The organism is Bacillota bacterium LX-D (assembly GCA_031628995.1).
Lineage (GTDB): Bacteria > Bacillota > DUOV01 > DUOV01 > Zhaonellaceae > JAVLUO01.
Map to the genome: position 1 here is coordinate 282084 of JAVLUO010000002.1, position 15347 is coordinate 297430.

A 15347-nucleotide genomic window follows, 5' to 3' on the forward strand; every position below is an offset into this window, starting at 1 on the left:
GGTGTAAGCTTAGCCTTAAGGTGGAGATGAAAAAATGAAATTTACGAAAATGCATGGCTTGGGTAATGATTTTATTATTATTGAAGAAAAAGAACTTAGTCAGGATACAAAGCTGCCTGAACTGGCGGTACAGCTTTGTAACCGCCATTTTGGTATAGGGGCAGATGGTTTAATTATAGTACTTCCTTCCGATACTGCTGATATTCAAATGCGGATTATAAATTCCGATGGCAGTGAACCTGAAATGTGTGGTAATGGTATTAGGTGTTTTGCTAAATACGTTTATGAGCAAGGTATTGTAAGTTCGCCTAAAATAAAAGTTCAAACTTTAGCAGGTATTATAGTACCAAGTTTAGAAGTTATAGAAGGAGAAATAACCGGAATTTGTGTGGATATGGGAGAGCCTTGTTTGACACGTTCTAAAATTCCTATGTTAGGAGAACCGGGACAAGCTACAACTGATTATCTCAATATTGATGGCAAACAGTATAAAATAACAGCTGTTTCCATGGGAAATCCCCACTGCGTTATCTATGTAGATAACATTTCCGCTGTACCCTTGGAAGAATTGGGTCGCAAAATCGAAACTCACCCTATTTTCCCTAAGAAAACCAATGTGGAATTTGTGCAGAAAATAAACAACAATGAAGTAATGATGAAAGTCTGGGAGCGGGGAGCTGGCGTAACATTAGCCTGTGGCACAGGTGCATGTGCAGTTGCTGTTGCTGGAGTTTTAAATAATGTTAATGGACGGAAAGTTACTGTTCATTTAGCAGCAGGAAATTTAGAGATAAATTGGGATGAAGAGAATAACCACGTTTATATGACTGGTCCAGCAGAAACTGTCTTTACTGGCGATTATTATGTAGGAGGAAACAAGAATGAAAGAAGCTCAAAGAATTAAAAAATTACCCCCTTATTTATTTGCTAGAATTGAAAAAAAAATAGCTGAAGCCAAAGAACAAGGAATTGATATAATTAGTTTAGGCATTGGAGATCCTGACTGCCCAACACCTGATCATGTAATTAAGAAATTAGTTGAAGAAGCTCATAATCCGGAAAATCATCAGTATCCATCTTCTGTTGGAATGCTAACCTACCGTCAAGCTGTAGCAGATTGGTATCAAAAGCGTTTTAATGTAGAGTTGGATCCAAAAACAGAAGTTGTAACTCTAATCGGTTCCAAAGAGGGAATTGCCCATATTAATTTTTGTTATGTAGATCCGGAAGATATAAACCTAGTACCTGACCCCGGTTATCCTGTCTACGGAATTGGCACATTGCTGGCTGGGGGAAGCCCTTATCTAATGCCTCTAAAAGCAGAAAATAAATTTTTGCCGGATTTAGGGGCTATTCCAAGTGATGTGGCTAAAAAAGCCAAATTAATGTTTCTTAATTATCCTAATAATCCAACAGGTGCATTAGCTTCTCTTGATTTCTATCAGGATGTTGTAGCTTTTGCCAAAGAGTACGATGTCATTGTTTGTCATGATGCAGCCTATAGTGAGGTTTGTTTTGAAGGTTATCATGCACCTAGCTTTTTAGAAGTTCCTGGTGCGAAAGAAGTTGGTATTGAATTTAATTCTCTTTCCAAGCCTTATAATATGACTGGCTGGAGAATTGGCTGGGCTGCTGGCAGGTCTGATGTCATTGAAGCTTTAGGCCGATTGAAGTCTAATGTGGATTCAGGTGCTTTCCAAGCTGTCCAGTACGCTGGCATTGAGGCTCTTACTGGAAGCCAGGAATGTGTAAAAAAAATGCAGGAGATTTATCGTGAACGTCGAGATATAGCAGTAGACGGACTAAACGCCATGGGCTGGAATCTAGAAAAGCCAAAGGCAACCTTCTATTTATGGGTACCAGTGCCTAAGGGCTATACTTCTGCAAGCTTTGCTGAGTTGGTTCTTGATAAAGCAGGAGTAATAGTTACTCCTGGCAACGGCTATGGTGAGTATGGAGAGGGCTATTTCCGTATTTCTCTTTGTATTCCTAAAGAAAGAATTGCAGAAGCTTTGCAACGGATGCAGCAGGCTATTGGCAAAGTAGAATTTTAAAAGTATCTGTATACCTTAATTGGATGGAGGTAATTGAATAATGCCTGAATATTCCATTAGAGATCTTAATTTAGCTCCTCAAGGGAAGCTAAAAATTGATTGGGTAAAGGAACATATGCCTGTTTTAAGGGCAATTGAAGAAGAATTTAAGGAAAGTAAGCCTTTTGCCGGTAAAAAAGTAGTTATTTGCCTGCATTTAGAAGCAAAAACGGCTTATTTAGCAAAGGTTGTTCAAAGTGGCGGTGCGGAGGTAACTGTTACAGCAAGCAACCCTCTTTCCACACAAGATGACGTTGTGGCTTCCCTAGTTCAAGATGGCATTGGTGCTTTCGCTTGGTACGGAGCTACAGATCAAGAGTATAAGGAACATCTACATAAGGCTCTAGATTTTGCGCCGGACCTGATTATAGATGATGGCGGTGATTTGGTTTCCACAATCCATACAGAAAGACGGGAATTGCTGCCGAAAATCCGTGGGGGAGCTGAGGAAACAACAACCGGCATTCTGCGGTTAAAAGCACTGTCAAATGAAGGTATTCTCCGTTTTCCCATGATTGGTGTAAACGATGCCTTGTGCAAATATTTGTTTGATAATAGATATGGAACAGGACAATCTGTTTGGGACGGAATTATGCGCACTACGAATTTAGTGGTAGCCGGAAAAACAGTTGTTGTAGTAGGATATGGCTGGTGCGGCAAAGGCGTGGCTATGCGTGCTAAGGGATTAGGGGCAAAAGTTATTGTAACAGAAATTGATCCCATTAAAGCAACTGAAGCAATGATGGATGGTTTCCGAGTTATGCCTTTAATTGACGCTGCACCTCTTGGTGATTTCTTTGTTACCGTTACTGGAAATCTAAATGTTATTTCTAAAAAGCACTTTGAGGTCATGAAGGATAGAGCAGTAATGGCCAATGCAGGCCATTTCGATGTTGAAATTAGCAAGCCGGATTTAAACAGCCTAGCTGTTAGCAAAAGAACTGTACGAAAGAACATTGAAGAATATGCATTGCAAGATGGACGGAAAATTTATTTGCTGGCTGAAGGCAGATTAGTCAATTTGGCAGCAGGAGATGGCCACCCTGCTGAAATTATGGATATGACTTTTGCTCTTCAAGCTCTAGCACTACAGTATGTAGACGAAAATTTCGGCAAGTTAGACCCTAAATTACACTTAGTTAGTCCGGAAATTGATAAAAGGGTTGCTAATCTTAAATTACAAAGCCTAGGGATTAATATTGATTCTTTAAGCGAAGAACAGAAAAAATATTTGGCTGGCTGGGAAATGCAATAAGAGCTAGGAGCCTTGGAAGTAAGTTTGCTATTCCAAACTTAGACCAGGGCTCTTTTTCCTATAGATGAGATGATATGGTTTACATTTAATATGTCAATAATATGGACAGTTAGGAATGGAGGGCGGTAGATAAATGGCAAGCAGTATGACCGGATATGGGCGGGGAGAAGCAATAGGTTCAGGTAAAAAAGTAATTGTTGAAATGAAATCAGTTAATCATCGTTTTTTAGAAATTATGGTACGGCTGCCTAGAGTATATCACAAATTTGAAGAAAGAATTAAATCCTTAATCAAAGATACTTTTGTACGAGGCAGGATTGATATCTTTATTAATATTGAGGAAATGGAAGAAAAAAAGCGTCAGGTTAAAGTTGACAAGGAATTAGCGATGGCTTATTATAATTCTTTGAAGGAATTAACTGAAATTCTGGATATTTCGGAGAATATTGGGGTTCAAAATATTGCCCAATACCCTGACGTACTTCAAGTAAGTGAATTGGAAGAGGATAATGAAGCCTTTTGGCCTTTGATGGAGGACGCATTAAAAAATGCAGTTCAGGAAATGACTGTAATGCGTGAAGAAGAAGGCAACCGCTTAAAAAATGATTTGCTCCTTAGAAAACAGGAATTGGTCAATTATTTGCAAGAGATTAAAAAACGTTCTAGTTCCGTTGTTGAGGAATACAGGATAAAATTAGAGAATAGGATTCAGGAGATTTTAGGGGATGTGCCTGTTGATCCTAATCGGCTTGCCTTGGAAGTAGCCTTAATTGCTGATCGTTCATGTATTACGGAAGAGTTAGTCAGATTAGACAGCCATTTTATGCAGCTTGAAGAGATATTAAATGGTCATGGTTCTGTGGGACGCAAATTAGATTTTTTAATCCAAGAAATGCATCGTGAGATAAATACAATCGGTTCAAAATCCAGTGACTTGGAGATAAGCAAAAAAGTAGTTGAAGTAAAAAGCGAAATTGAAAAGATTAGAGAACAAGTACAGAATCTTGAGTAATTCGTAGCTGTTCCATGTTTCTATTTCAACGGGGGGGTGTATTTGTGGAAATAAAACTAATTAATATTGGTTTTGGCAACATTGTCTCGGCCAATAGAATTGTTGCCATTGTAAGTCCAGAATCAGCTCCAATTAAAAGAATAATTCAAGAGGCAAGAGAACGGGGAATGCTAATTGATGCTACATATGGACGGCGGACAAGAGGAGTTATTGTTACAGACAGCGATCATGTTATTCTATCTGCAGTACAACCTGAAACAGTAGCTAATCGGCTAAATACCAAGGAAGCAATTAGTTTGCCGGAAGGGGTAGAATAAAGTGAGTTCCTTTGGTTTATTAATCGTAATTTCCGGCCCTTCAGGAGCAGGGAAAGGTACTATTTGCCAGGAACTTTTATCCCAACTTCCTGAGTTGAATTATTCTATCTCAGCCACTACTCGTCACCCTAGAGTAAATGAAAAAGACGGCATCAATTATTATTTTTTAACTAAAGAAAAGTTTGAACAAATGATTGAACAGAAAGAGTTTTTAGAATGGGCGCGAGTTTACGATAACTACTATGGTACCCCGAAAAAAAAAGTATTAGAAGTGTTGGAACGAGGGGAGAATATTGTTTTAGAAATCGATATTCAGGGAGCCAAGCAAATTAAAGAGCATTACCCTGAAGGCATATTTATTTTTATTGCCCCTCCTTCATTAAAGGAACTAAAGAATAGAATTACCAAACGTGGTACTGATGCAGAGGAGGTTATTAAAAAAAGGCTTGGTTGTGCCCATGAAGAATTAAAGCAATTAGTAAATTATGACTACGTAGTAGTTAACGACCATCTACAAAACGCTGTGGAAAAAGTTAAAGCTATAATTACAGCAGAACAATGTAAGCCTGCTCACTTAAGAAGTAGAAATGTAGATAATTTACAAGGCGATGAATAAGTGCATAATAAAAGTTGCTTATTGGAGGTAAGTCAATGAATAAGCCAACAATAGATGAGTTAATGAGGTATGTGGATAGTAAGTATACTCTGGTAGTTGTAGCGGCTAAAAGGGCACGTTCATTTACTGAAAGTCCTGAAACTCTTAGCGCCAAAGGGATCAAGCCTGTCACCAGGGCACTTGAAGAAATTGCTGCTGGTAAAGTTTCTTATGAAAGAACAAAAACAGGAATTAAATAAATAGCAGGTGAGGGCAATGGAAAAAAGTTCAAAAACTATTATAGTTGGGGTTACTGGAGGTATTGCTGCTTATAAATCGGTGGAACTTGTTAGCAGCTTAGTTAAACTAGGCCACGAAGTACATGTGATTTTAACTAAGTCTGCTCAAGATTTTATTACTCCTTTAACTTTTCAAACTATTACAAAGCAGCATGTTTGGCTGGACCAACTTAATTTGGATAGGGAAGAATATGTGCCTCATGTAGATTTGGGAGCAAAGGCCGATTTAGTAGTTATTGCTCCTGCTTCTGCAAATACTATCGCTAAAATTACTTGGGGGCTGGCAGATAATATTTTAACTTCCACAATTTTAGCCACTAAAGCACCAATTTTATTGGCTCCTGCCATGAACGTAAATATGTACCAAAATACTGTCACTCAAGGTAATTTAAATAGGCTTAAGGAATTGGGATGCTATTTTGTAGAGCCTGAAGAAGGAATATTAGCTTGTGGAGTAGTTGGTAAGGGAAGATTAGCAGCCACCTCGAAAATTTTAGAAGCTATTGATAGAATACTTTATCCAAATCTTGATTTCCTTGGGAAAACAGTCTTGATTACAGCTGGTGGAACCCAGGAAGCCATAGATCCTGTACGTTATATAGGTAACAGAAGTTCAGGGAAAATGGGTTTTGCTTTAGCACGAGAAGCCCAAAGAAAGGGAGCCAGGGTGATTTTAGTTGCAGGGCCTACGCATATTGAACCTCCTTTAGGCGTGGAATACTTTCCCATTGTAAGCTCTCAAGAAATGTATGATAAGGTGCTGGAATTTTATTCGATTTCGGATATTGTTCTAATGGCTGCAGCAGTTGCAGATTATAAGCCCACTATTAGTTTTACCAAGAAGCATAAAAAAGAGTCCGGTAATCTAGTGTTAGGGTTGCAAAGGACTCCTGATATTTTATTCGAACTTGGTCAAAATAAGAAAGAGCAAATATTAGTAGGATTTGCAGCAGAAACAGAAGATTTACTGGCTAATGCGGAAGCAAAGCTAAACAAAAAGAATTTAGATTTAATCGTAGCTAATGATATTACTAAGCCTGGGGCAGGCTTTAATAGTGACACTAATATTGTCACCCTAGTATTTCCTAACGGAAAGAAAGTTGCCCTTCCCCAGTTACACAAAGCTGATATAGCTGCAAAAATTTTAGATGCTGTTACGGAATTACCGCTATTCAAGTTAAAAAAACAGTAAATGGGGGGGAATACAATAATATGGTAAGGAAATTATTTACTTCTGAGTCAGTAACTGAAGGTCATCCTGATAAGATATGTGACCAAATATCAGATGCTGTGTTAGATGCAATTTTTGAAAAAGATCCCAATGCCCGAGTGGCCTGTGAAACTTCGGTAACAACAGGTTTAGTTTTAGTATCTGGTGAAATTACAACAAACTGCTATGTGGATATCCCTAAAATAGCTCGGGAAACTATTCGTTCCATCGGTTATGATAGGGCTAAATATGGTTTTGACTGTGAAACTTGTGCTGTTCTGACAGCAATTGATGAGCAGTCAGTTGATATCGCCTTAGGAGTTGATCAAGCTTACGAGGCTAAGCATGGTGAAATGACTGAAGCTGAAATTGAAGCAACCGGAGCAGGAGATCAGGGCATGATGTTTGGTTATGCTACTAATGAAACTCCTGAATTAATGCCTATGCCAATAGCTTTAGCTCACAAATTAGCTAAAAGGTTATCGGAATTACGGAAAAGTGACGAACTAAGCTATTTACGGCCTGATGGAAAGTCACAAGTTACCGTTGAGTATGAAGACAATCGGCCTGTAAGAGTTGATACAGTAGTAATTTCAACTCAACATAGCCCCGATGTAAGTCAAGAAAAGATTTATAACGACTTGTTGGAAAAAGTTATAAAACCTATTATCCCCAGCGAATTTATAGATGCTGATACTAAATACTTTATTAACCCAACTGGTCGATTTGTCATTGGCGGCCCCCAAGGTGATGCTGGCCTGACAGGTCGAAAAATTATTGTTGATACATATGGAGGAATGGCTAGACATGGAGGCGGAGCATTTTCTGGCAAGGATCCCACAAAAGTAGACCGCTCAGCTGCCTATGCAGCACGTTATGTAGCTAAAAATATTGTTGCTGCAGAGCTGGCAGACCGCTGTGAAATACAACTAGCCTATGCTATTGGTGTTGCCCATCCGGTATCAATTATGGTTGATACCTTTGGTACGGGAAAAGTTGATGATGAAACCTTAGTTAAACTAATCAGGGAAAATTTTGATTTGCGCCCGGCAGGTATCATAAAAACTTTGGATTTGCGTAGACCTATCTATAAACAAACTGCTGCCTATGGCCATTTTGGTAGACTAGACTTAGATTTACCATGGGAACGGACTGATAAAGTAGAAGCTTTGAAAAAGGGCGCAGCTGAAAAATAGGCACTGGCATTTGCCAGTGCTTCTTATTTGGCCAGCTCGTAGATAGCTGCCGCCATAATCTGTACATTTTTTAAGATATGGTCAATACTCATGTGCTCGTCAGGTTGATGGTCTTGATCAGGCTCTCCAGGAAAGGTTGGTCCAAAGGCTACGATATTAGGCATTGCTTTGGCGTAAGTTCCTCCTCCGATTGCAAGTAATTCAGCTTCTTGCCCCGTTTTTTCCTCATATACTTTTTTCAGAGCCTGAATTAAAGGGGTATTGGGTTCTACATAGAGGGGAGGGTCATGCCTTATTTCTTGAAGTTCAATATTGGCATCATCTAACATTTTTTGTAATTGAGGCATAAAATCTTCATATTTTTTAGTTACAGGGTACCTAATATTAAGTTCAAATGCTATTTGATTTTCGGAAAGTTTAATTGTACCTAGGTTAACTGTTAATTTACCCGATATACTGTCTTGAAGGCTAATGCCCAGACTTTGGCCATCAGTTTCCTGGTGAATTTTTTCTGCTACAAACTCACCTAGTTGTTTTAGTTTGGGGTCTAAATCAAGATCCTTTAAAAAAACTATTAAAGGTGTTATTGCATTTTTACCAATTTCTGGAGTGCTGCCATGGGCAGTTATCCCGTAGGATTTAATTAGTAATTGTGTTCCTTTTTCCAATTGCAATGAGTCGTTGGGCTGTAGCTGCTGGTAAATTTTATCTAGCTGCTCCTGGCTGCCTATAATTGTAGCTTCAGCGTAGGAAGGTACAGCATTGGAGGCAGTTCCTCCTTTTAAATCTTTCAAGATAAGGGGACCATGTTGAGGGGAAATATTTTTTACACATAAGCAGTCAACAATTCCCTTTTCAGCGTAAATAATCGGATAAGCCCCATCGGGGGTAAAACCTGCTACAGGAATTTCTTCACCCTGGTCCACATAGTGCTTCACGCATTTACTGCCGTTTTCTTCATTAGTGCCAAAGATAATGCGCACTCTCTTTTTGAGAGGAAGCTGTAAATCTTTAATGGCTTTTAAAGCAAATAAAGTTCCAATAATGGGACCTTTGTCATCTACAATTCCCCGTCCATATATTTTCCCATGGTCAATGATTGCTCCAAAGGGCGGGTAAGACCAGCCTTCTCCTGGGGGAACTACATCTAAATGACCTAAAACTGCGATCATTTCTTCCCCTGTACCGTATTCTGCATAGCCAACCATGTTATCCAAGTTAACTGTTCTAAAGCCTAATTTTTTAGCCAAATCTAAGGCGTATTCCAGGGCTTGATTAACTCCTTGTCCGAAAGGCATTTTATGTAGGGGTAAATCTTGGACGCTTTTAATTTTAATACATTCTCGAATTGCTTCAACAATTTGGTCTTGAAGTTGAATAATTTGTTGATCTAACATGGGAAACACCACTTTTCTATAACATTTTTCTTCGGATATTTTAATTTTATGCTTTTAAGAATTATTATTCTACTTTTCACTTATAAAATTCAAAAGTCCACAAATTAATGTGGATTTACTTAGCTATTATAAATGTTTTTTTATTTTCTAGACCTGTTGAATTATATTTTTCACGATAATAAGCTGTGACAAGTTTATCTAATTCCTCACTCTTTTTTAGCACGAAAGGACTAGTTAGAGGTGTTCCGTTAAGTACAAGTTGATTCAATTCTTCCCTTAGCTTATTAATAAGATTTGTCATTGCACAAGTCCCCTGATTAGTAATTACAACATGACAAATTATAACAAGAACAGGCTGATTTTATCAATAGTAATATAAAAGTAATTATGGTTTAAATTCGTTTCAAAATATTAAGGTGTTCTTCTCATGTATTAAGGTAATTTTTAATTTCAACCAGTACCAATAAACCCCTTCTAAAATACTATATTTATTAAAAGAATAGGGAGGATGAAAAAATGAAAATAAATACTACTCTTAACCTAAGCCCAGTGGAAATTTCGAAAATCATTGCAAAAGTTATGGAGCAAACTAAAGATACTGTTGATGAGATTGTAAGCATAAATATTTGGGAGGAATTTGGTGACTTAGTTTATCAGCCCTATTGTAAAAAGGAAATTGGACGAATTAAACGTTCATCTGAATAACAACAATTCTTAATGTTCTTTTTTGGTTTCCGGGTAAAATTTCACAAAGCTTTCCAAAGTGAATTCTTTTAGACTGCTTAGAACATCTGAAATTAACCTAAAAAAACAACTTGGAATTTCACCATTTTGCAAGTTCTTTTTAATACAGGGATCACAGCCTTTAAGATAGTTTTGAGGATGAAATTGGCATCTAGATCTTGACAAGTGCAAAAGTTTTTTATTGGATTCATAAAATCCTCCTCATATTATCATAATTTCTATTTATTTGGTTATAATACTATAATTAAATTATAACTGATTTTCTAAAGGAGGAACAATAATGAGTATTATTTCCCACGAGCATACTCACGAACATCCTGAAATTAGACACACTCATATTCATGCCCATGATGGAGTACTCCACGAGCATGAACACATTCATGCAGTTTACACCCATAGTCACGAGCATGATCATGTAACAGGTGATGAACATACTCATGACCATATGCACCACGAGCATGAGCATCTTCACTAAAAATAGCTTACTAAATACCAAGAATAAAAATATAATACCAAGGAAAAATTAAACTGAGCAGCTAATAACTTCCTAAGTCAAATAATTGGCAAACTAGTCGAAAGGCTGGGACGCAAAGCCATGGGTCTAAGGTTTAAAAACTATGATTGCCTGGCTGCTGGTTTACACCGTTAAAACACTACGCCTAGTAAACCGTAGTGTTTTTTTTATTTTAAGTTAAGGTGAAGACAAAAAAGGAGATGCTCTTCAGATTATGCATTTAAAGTTTAAGCTTTCCAACAACTTCAAGGTTTTTTTTACCGTCCTGGTTGTTTTGGCAACGACTCTTATTTTTGTTGTTCAGACTACAGTCACTTACTACCAATATAAGTCTAAACTTACGGATCAAATTGAAAAGACATTACTGGCCAAAGCGCAAGATGAGGCAGACAAATTAGAAATGAAATTAATAAATTCAGCAAATATAGGAACTTTTGTTGCACGAAGTTTAGAATCTAATACTAAAATGGATATGAATGTGCTTTTACCCATCCTAAAAAAACAAATTGAAGGTAATAACATGGTCTTAGGAGGAGGGGTATGGTTTGCTCCTTATGAATATGAAAAAACCCAAAAATATTATGGCCCATACCTAACTCGGAGTGATAATGAAGTCAATTTAACTTGGGACTATAGTAATGAAGCATATGACTATTTTAAATACGATTGGTATAAAAAAGCTTTCAATACTTCGGAACAAACTATTTGGAGCGAGCCCTTTTTAGATACGGTCAGCAATACTTATATGATTACCACATCTGTGGCCATTCATAAAAACAATCAGCCCATAGGGGTAGCCACTGCGGACTTAAATTTAAATGCTCTTAAAAGCTATGTGGAAAAAATAAAAGTTGGTCAAAAAGGTTATGCTTTTCTGGTTACTGGTGATGGTTATTATTTAGGATACAAGGACAGTAAAAAGGATTTAAAGGTTAAAATTAGCGAAGAAAAGGATAAAATTATTAGTGAAGTAGGCAAAAAAATTCTAGCCGGTAAGACCTCGAATTTGGTGAAAGATAATCATCAAGGTAAAAAAATACTAGCCTTCGCGCCCATTGGAGAAACTAATCTCAAAATTGTCCTTGTTTTTTATCAGGATGAAATAAATAAAGATATTCGTAGTTCACTGGTACAAAATATTTTAACATTATTAGTATCACTAGCCATATTTATTGTTATAGTGTATATGCTAATCAACAAAAAAGTTGGTAAACCACTCCAAAGTTTAGCTCAACAAGCGAAAAGAATTGCCGGCGGCGATTTAAGGGATAATGATGAATTGCGTCAATATCATGGTTCAAATGATGAAATAGGAATCTTATGTAACTCTTTTGAAGAGATGTCGACAAAATTTAGAAGTTTGATTGAAGAGATCCGAAAAACAGGCTTAACCCTGGTTACTTCATCTAAAGATATTTCAACTGCTATTGAATACTCAAGCCAAAATTTTGAGCAAATAACTCAGACGGTTAATGAACTAGCCACAGGAGCATCAGATCAGTCGAACTCAGCCCAAGATGGCAATCAAAAGTTAATGGACGTTTTAGATAATCTAGCACGGATAAATGAAAATGTAAAAACAACTGAAAATTTAGCTTCCAAAACCAAGGGGATAGCACTGCAAGGAAACGAGATTATTAGTAATCAGAAGTCAATTATGCAGCAAAGTAAAGAATCAATGATAAATACAACTAATACAGTGAAAGACCTAGCAGCTTTTTCCCAGGAAATTGGTAATATTGTCAATGTTATTAAAGGTATAGCTGATCAGACTAACTTATTAGCCTTAAACGCAGCAATTGAAGCTGCAAGAGCCGGTGAACAGGGAAAAGGATTTGCTGTTGTCTCCGAAGAGGTTAGAAAGTTATCGGAACAATCAAGTAATGCTACCCAACAAATAAATGGCCTAATTAAAGAAGTACAGTCCAGGATTAATGTTATTGTAATTAATATTGAACAAAATAATGAAATTGCTCTTAAACAAGAAACAAATACGGAACAAACAGTAACAGCTTTCAATCAAATATTAGAATCAATTGAGAAGGTAAACGATCATATAGTTGACTTTACAGAAAAAATAAATGATTTGACGAACCACTCCAAGGATGTAGGACATAAGATTGAAACAATTGCCACTATTTCCGAGGAAAGCGCTGCAGGAACAGAGGAAGTTGCAGCATCGGTCCAAGAACAAAATGCTACTATGCAGGAAATACTTTCCAATGCAGAAAACTTAATTACGTTGGCCAATAATCTAGAGGCTAAGATTAATATATTTAAATGCTGAAATGTAAGTGCTAAACAAGAAAAGGCTTAGGTTATCCCCAAGCCTTTTCTTTTAGCTGCCTGCTCTTTAATGCTTGTTTTTCTACAATTAATGACAGGATTTGTAGATTTGCAATGGAGTAATTTAGTATTATTATATATAAAGACATATTAAATATTCTAAAAATTTTAAATAATTCCGCAAATCTTTTCTAGTTATATGTCCCTTCCAAATGCTGGATAGGTTTAGAAGACATTATCCTAAATCTATCTAGCCTTCCTTTTAATATGGCTAATTCAGTCAAAGTACCTATTATTTCATAGGAGCAGGATATACATAACCAGAAATCATATGATCATGCCCGTCGTCTATACTAGTTCTAAAAGAAGCATAGTGAGTATGTTGGCCATTAGGTAGAGGAATAGCAGGTCCAGTTACTGCTTTATAAGTGTGATAATGTCCATCTTCGAAAGTCGTTGCTCCTTCAATTTCGTGAACATGCGATGTAACTCTTTGGATAGGTTCGCTTGTAACTCCCGGGTGAAGATGGGAATGCCCATCATTACAGGTAGTTAGGCCAGAGTGATCATGGATGTGCCTATTATCATTATTCATAAGATAACCTCCTAAGGTAAAATGTTTCTAAATTACCTTATGCTGGTTAGATTAATGATGCAACTTGTCTATGCAATATATAAATATTTAAGGCAAGCATTTAGCTTGCCATTTTTATTAATGATTGTTATTGTTACAACAAACCAACAAAATTAAGATTATAAAAACTAAAAAATCGGTACCGCCATTAAAAATACCGCCAAAAATACCGTCGTTATTGGAATTGGCCATTTCAGTCCCTCCTTTGATAAATATATTTTATCTAACACTCTATATACAGTATGAAATAGTAATGGAATTTGTTAATGTTAAAAGGAGGGCAGTCCTTATTTTTTCATTGTTCCGTTGTTATCACTTTGATTTTTATTTTTGCTTTGCATTTCCGAGGCAGATTTAATTACGTAATTTATAACTATGGTAGTTGGTTTTACTGCTAAATTTTTTCTAGCAGAGCCACAACATGAGCAAGCCATTATTCACCCCCCTTTCAATTGTTTAACATATAATATGAATATGTTTCCAAAACGTTAAACGAAAGGTAAAGGAAAAGTTAAGGCGGGCATTTTGCCCGCCATTTTTTTAATAATTGTTATTGTTACAACAAACCAACAAAATTAAGATTATAAAAACTAAAAAATCGGTACCGCCATTAAAAATATCACCAAAAATACTATTGTTATTAGAATTGCCCATGTTACTTCCTCCTCCAATATCGTTGAATTTTAATACCTAACATAAAATATTAAAAGAAAGTTGCAATTGTTAATGGAAAATTAATAAAGTAGCTGGTGCGGCTAAAAAATGAATACCAATTAGCAACAAGGATCTATCAAGATATGAAAGATTCTCAGATGGGTTACGCTAGAAGCTATGATACTATTAAGCGCTATGTGGCTGCCATTAGAAAAGCTACGCCAAAAGCATATATGGTCCTGCATTCACTTCATGAAGCTCAAGTACAACTGGGAACTTTTTTACTCATTTCAACTAAATCATTTTTTTATTCCACTAATTATTAAAGCCACATTTGTGGCTGCTTTTTTATTAACTTAAAATTTATTATTTCTATTATCTGTAACTGGATTTATTTTACTGTATATTATCAAATATATAGTTCAGAATATTAATGTTCTTAAATTTATGTATGGAGGTAAAAGGATGAGAAATCTTGCCGATAGTGAAATATTATCTCTTACTGGCTTATTAAAAATGGAAAAAGATGGTTTGATAATGGCTAAAGCCCTCCAATCCATTATAAGCAACGAGGACTTAAAGAGAGAGGCAGAAGCTGGTATATTAGCAACAGAGGGAAGAATAAAGGGTATACAGCAATTTATTAATGAGAACAAAGTTACAGATATACAGGAGGTGCATTAAGATGTCAATGTTCATGAAAAATGTAATAAAAGAAAGTCAAGGTCTTGATGATGAGGTTATTGCAAATAATATGCTTGCATCTGCAAAAGTTGCTGCTAATGCATATCTTAATGCGGCAATGATATGTGCAACTCCTGAGCTAAGGGCTATGTATTCTGCAAGTCTAAACCAGATCATGGCCGGTCAAACAGCAGTTATGGAATTAGCGGTAAGAGAAGGTTGGGAAAATCCATATATGACAACAGCACAACAATTATCGGATACTTATAGTAAATCTCAAACAGTTGTTGAATCTAGATAATAATAAATATTAACTAGTATTTTCAAGCCGCCAATAAAGGCGGCTTATTTTGTGCGCCTAGCATGGGCGCTTGCTCGTCGGTGAAAGTCCGATACGGGGGTTGATAGTGCCAACCGTTAGCCTAAGACAAGGGTGTCCATCGCGAGGTGGAATCTG

General features: G+C 36.7%; 20 protein-coding genes and 1 riboswitch. Of the genes, 15 read left to right on the forward strand and 5 right to left on the reverse strand.

Annotation, left to right across the window (positions count from 1 at the left end):
• Positions 1-34 precede the first annotated feature (34 nt).
• The 9 genes from dapF to metK all read left to right on the forward strand — a co-directional run bounded on the left by dapF (position 35) and on the right by metK (position 7977).
• Positions 35-904, forward strand: a complete 870-nt coding sequence (dapF, locus tag RDV78_03815; protein MDS1029631.1) for a diaminopimelate epimerase — start codon at positions 35-37, stop codon at positions 902-904.
• Entirely contained in the window at positions 882-2054 is a 1173-nt protein-coding gene (locus RDV78_03820; protein MDS1029632.1) for an LL-diaminopimelate aminotransferase, read from the forward strand. Before dapF ends, RDV78_03820 begins: the two co-directional genes overlap by 23 nt.
• A gap of 40 nt (positions 2055-2094) precedes the next feature.
• A complete protein-coding gene (locus RDV78_03825; GenBank protein ID MDS1029633.1) occupies positions 2095-3348 on the forward strand; it encodes an adenosylhomocysteinase in 1254 nt (417 codons plus the stop codon).
• Between the two features lie 133 nt (positions 3349-3481).
• The gene (locus RDV78_03830) at positions 3482-4360 is read left to right on the forward strand and encodes a YicC/YloC family endoribonuclease (protein ID MDS1029634.1); all 879 of its coding nucleotides are present in this window, start codon (positions 3482-3484) and stop codon (positions 4358-4360) included.
• 44 nt (positions 4361-4404) lie between these two features.
• Positions 4405-4677: a DUF370 domain-containing protein gene (locus tag RDV78_03835; protein MDS1029635.1), complete on the forward strand. Its 273-nt coding sequence runs from the start codon at positions 4405-4407 to the stop codon at positions 4675-4677.
• Between the two features lies 1 nt (position 4678).
• Positions 4679-5293, forward strand: coding sequence for a guanylate kinase (gene gmk / locus RDV78_03840; GenBank protein MDS1029636.1), 615 nt, complete (start codon positions 4679-4681; stop codon positions 5291-5293).
• 35 nt (positions 5294-5328) lie between these two features.
• A complete protein-coding gene (gene rpoZ, locus RDV78_03845) occupies positions 5329-5532 on the forward strand; it encodes a DNA-directed RNA polymerase subunit omega (protein ID MDS1029637.1) in 204 nt (67 codons plus the stop codon).
• 16 nt (positions 5533-5548) lie between these two features.
• A complete protein-coding gene (gene coaBC / locus RDV78_03850) occupies positions 5549-6763 on the forward strand; it encodes a bifunctional phosphopantothenoylcysteine decarboxylase/phosphopantothenate--cysteine ligase CoaBC (protein ID MDS1029638.1) in 1215 nt (404 codons plus the stop codon).
• A 20-nt stretch (positions 6764-6783) separates the two neighbouring features.
• Positions 6784-7977, forward strand: a complete 1194-nt coding sequence (gene metK, locus RDV78_03855; protein ID MDS1029639.1) for a methionine adenosyltransferase — start codon at positions 6784-6786, stop codon at positions 7975-7977.
• A gap of 23 nt (positions 7978-8000) precedes the next feature.
• Here metK and pepV read toward each other — a convergent pair whose 3' ends face one another.
• The gene (pepV, locus tag RDV78_03860) at positions 8001-9374 is read right to left on the reverse strand and encodes a dipeptidase PepV (protein MDS1029640.1); all 1374 of its coding nucleotides are present in this window, start codon (positions 9372-9374) and stop codon (positions 8001-8003) included.
• 115 nt (positions 9375-9489) lie between these two features.
• Positions 9490-9675 (reverse strand): aspartyl-phosphate phosphatase Spo0E family protein, encoded by a 186-nt coding sequence (locus tag RDV78_03865; GenBank protein MDS1029641.1) that lies wholly within the window; start codon positions 9673-9675, stop codon positions 9490-9492.
• A gap of 215 nt (positions 9676-9890) precedes the next feature.
• Here RDV78_03865 and RDV78_03870 point away from each other — a divergent pair, with 215 nt between their 5' ends.
• Entirely contained in the window at positions 9891-10079 is a 189-nt protein-coding gene (locus tag RDV78_03870) for a hypothetical protein (GenBank protein MDS1029642.1), read from the forward strand.
• Between the two features lie 9 nt (positions 10080-10088).
• Here RDV78_03870 and RDV78_03875 read toward each other — a convergent pair whose 3' ends face one another.
• A complete protein-coding gene (locus RDV78_03875; protein ID MDS1029643.1) occupies positions 10089-10289 on the reverse strand; it encodes a DUF6485 family protein in 201 nt (66 codons plus the stop codon).
• A 109-nt stretch (positions 10290-10398) separates the two neighbouring features.
• On the opposite strand from RDV78_03875, the gene RDV78_03880 reads away from it, so the two are divergent.
• Positions 10399-10593: a hypothetical protein gene (locus RDV78_03880; protein ID MDS1029644.1), complete on the forward strand. Its 195-nt coding sequence runs from the start codon at positions 10399-10401 to the stop codon at positions 10591-10593.
• 77 nt (positions 10594-10670) lie between these two features.
• Positions 10671-10755: riboswitch (cyclic di-GMP riboswitch) on the forward strand.
• 91 nt (positions 10756-10846) lie between these two features.
• Positions 10847-12919, forward strand: coding sequence for a methyl-accepting chemotaxis protein (locus RDV78_03885; protein MDS1029645.1), 2073 nt, complete (start codon positions 10847-10849; stop codon positions 12917-12919).
• Between the two features lie 291 nt (positions 12920-13210).
• Here the strand turns inward: RDV78_03885 and RDV78_03890 are convergent, their stop codons facing one another.
• Together RDV78_03890 and RDV78_03895 are read right to left on the reverse strand one after the other, a co-directional pair.
• A complete protein-coding gene (locus tag RDV78_03890; GenBank protein ID MDS1029646.1) occupies positions 13211-13513 on the reverse strand; it encodes a YmaF family protein in 303 nt (100 codons plus the stop codon).
• 326 nt (positions 13514-13839) lie between these two features.
• The gene (locus RDV78_03895) at positions 13840-13986 is read right to left on the reverse strand and encodes a hypothetical protein (protein MDS1029647.1); all 147 of its coding nucleotides are present in this window, start codon (positions 13984-13986) and stop codon (positions 13840-13842) included.
• 363 nt (positions 13987-14349) lie between these two features.
• Here RDV78_03895 and RDV78_03900 point away from each other — a divergent pair, with 363 nt between their 5' ends.
• From RDV78_03900 to RDV78_03910, 3 genes are all read left to right on the forward strand, one after another.
• On the forward strand, positions 14350-14532 hold the full coding sequence (locus RDV78_03900; protein ID MDS1029648.1) for a hypothetical protein: 183 nt from the start codon (positions 14350-14352) through the stop codon (positions 14530-14532).
• A gap of 139 nt (positions 14533-14671) precedes the next feature.
• Positions 14672-14890 carry a hypothetical protein gene (locus tag RDV78_03905; GenBank protein MDS1029649.1) on the forward strand — a complete coding sequence of 73 codons (219 nt, stop codon included), beginning with the start codon at positions 14672-14674 and terminating at the stop codon, positions 14888-14890.
• 1 nt (position 14891) lies between these two features.
• Positions 14892-15191 carry a spore coat protein gene (locus tag RDV78_03910; protein ID MDS1029650.1) on the forward strand — a complete coding sequence of 100 codons (300 nt, stop codon included), beginning with the start codon at positions 14892-14894 and terminating at the stop codon, positions 15189-15191.
• Positions 15192-15347 lie beyond the last annotated feature (156 nt).

What these genes read in the sequence shown, in the direction of transcription:
- RDV78_03870 (MDS1029642.1), top strand. Translation starts at nt 9,891, where the DNA reads ATGAAAATAAATACTACTCTTAACCTAAGCCCAGTGGAAATTTCGAAA.
- RDV78_03900 (MDS1029648.1), top strand. Translation starts at nt 14,350, where the DNA reads ATGAAAGATTCTCAGATGGGTTACGCTAGAAGCTATGATACTATTAAG.
- RDV78_03865 (MDS1029641.1), bottom strand. Translation starts at nt 9,675, where the DNA reads ATGACAAATCTTATTAATAAGCTAAGGGAAGAATTGAATCAACTTGTA.
- RDV78_03910 (MDS1029650.1), top strand. Translation starts at nt 14,892, where the DNA reads ATGTCAATGTTCATGAAAAATGTAATAAAAGAAAGTCAAGGTCTTGAT.
- pepV (MDS1029640.1), bottom strand. Translation starts at nt 9,374, where the DNA reads ATGTTAGATCAACAAATTATTCAACTTCAAGACCAAATTGTTGAAGCA.
- RDV78_03820 (MDS1029632.1), top strand. Translation starts at nt 882, where the DNA reads ATGAAAGAAGCTCAAAGAATTAAAAAATTACCCCCTTATTTATTTGCT.
- RDV78_03905 (MDS1029649.1), top strand. Translation starts at nt 14,672, where the DNA reads ATGAGAAATCTTGCCGATAGTGAAATATTATCTCTTACTGGCTTATTA.
- dapF (MDS1029631.1), top strand. Translation starts at nt 35, where the DNA reads ATGAAATTTACGAAAATGCATGGCTTGGGTAATGATTTTATTATTATT.
- RDV78_03895 (MDS1029647.1), bottom strand. Translation starts at nt 13,986, where the DNA reads ATGGCTTGCTCATGTTGTGGCTCTGCTAGAAAAAATTTAGCAGTAAAA.
- coaBC (MDS1029638.1), top strand. Translation starts at nt 5,549, where the DNA reads ATGGAAAAAAGTTCAAAAACTATTATAGTTGGGGTTACTGGAGGTATT.
- RDV78_03880 (MDS1029644.1), top strand. Translation starts at nt 10,399, where the DNA reads ATGAGTATTATTTCCCACGAGCATACTCACGAACATCCTGAAATTAGA.
- RDV78_03885 (MDS1029645.1), top strand. Translation starts at nt 10,847, where the DNA reads ATGCATTTAAAGTTTAAGCTTTCCAACAACTTCAAGGTTTTTTTTACC.
- RDV78_03825 (MDS1029633.1), top strand. Translation starts at nt 2,095, where the DNA reads ATGCCTGAATATTCCATTAGAGATCTTAATTTAGCTCCTCAAGGGAAG.
- RDV78_03830 (MDS1029634.1), top strand. Translation starts at nt 3,482, where the DNA reads ATGGCAAGCAGTATGACCGGATATGGGCGGGGAGAAGCAATAGGTTCA.
- rpoZ (MDS1029637.1), top strand. Translation starts at nt 5,329, where the DNA reads ATGAATAAGCCAACAATAGATGAGTTAATGAGGTATGTGGATAGTAAG.
- RDV78_03890 (MDS1029646.1), bottom strand. Translation starts at nt 13,513, where the DNA reads ATGAATAATGATAATAGGCACATCCATGATCACTCTGGCCTAACTACC.
- metK (MDS1029639.1), top strand. Translation starts at nt 6,784, where the DNA reads ATGGTAAGGAAATTATTTACTTCTGAGTCAGTAACTGAAGGTCATCCT.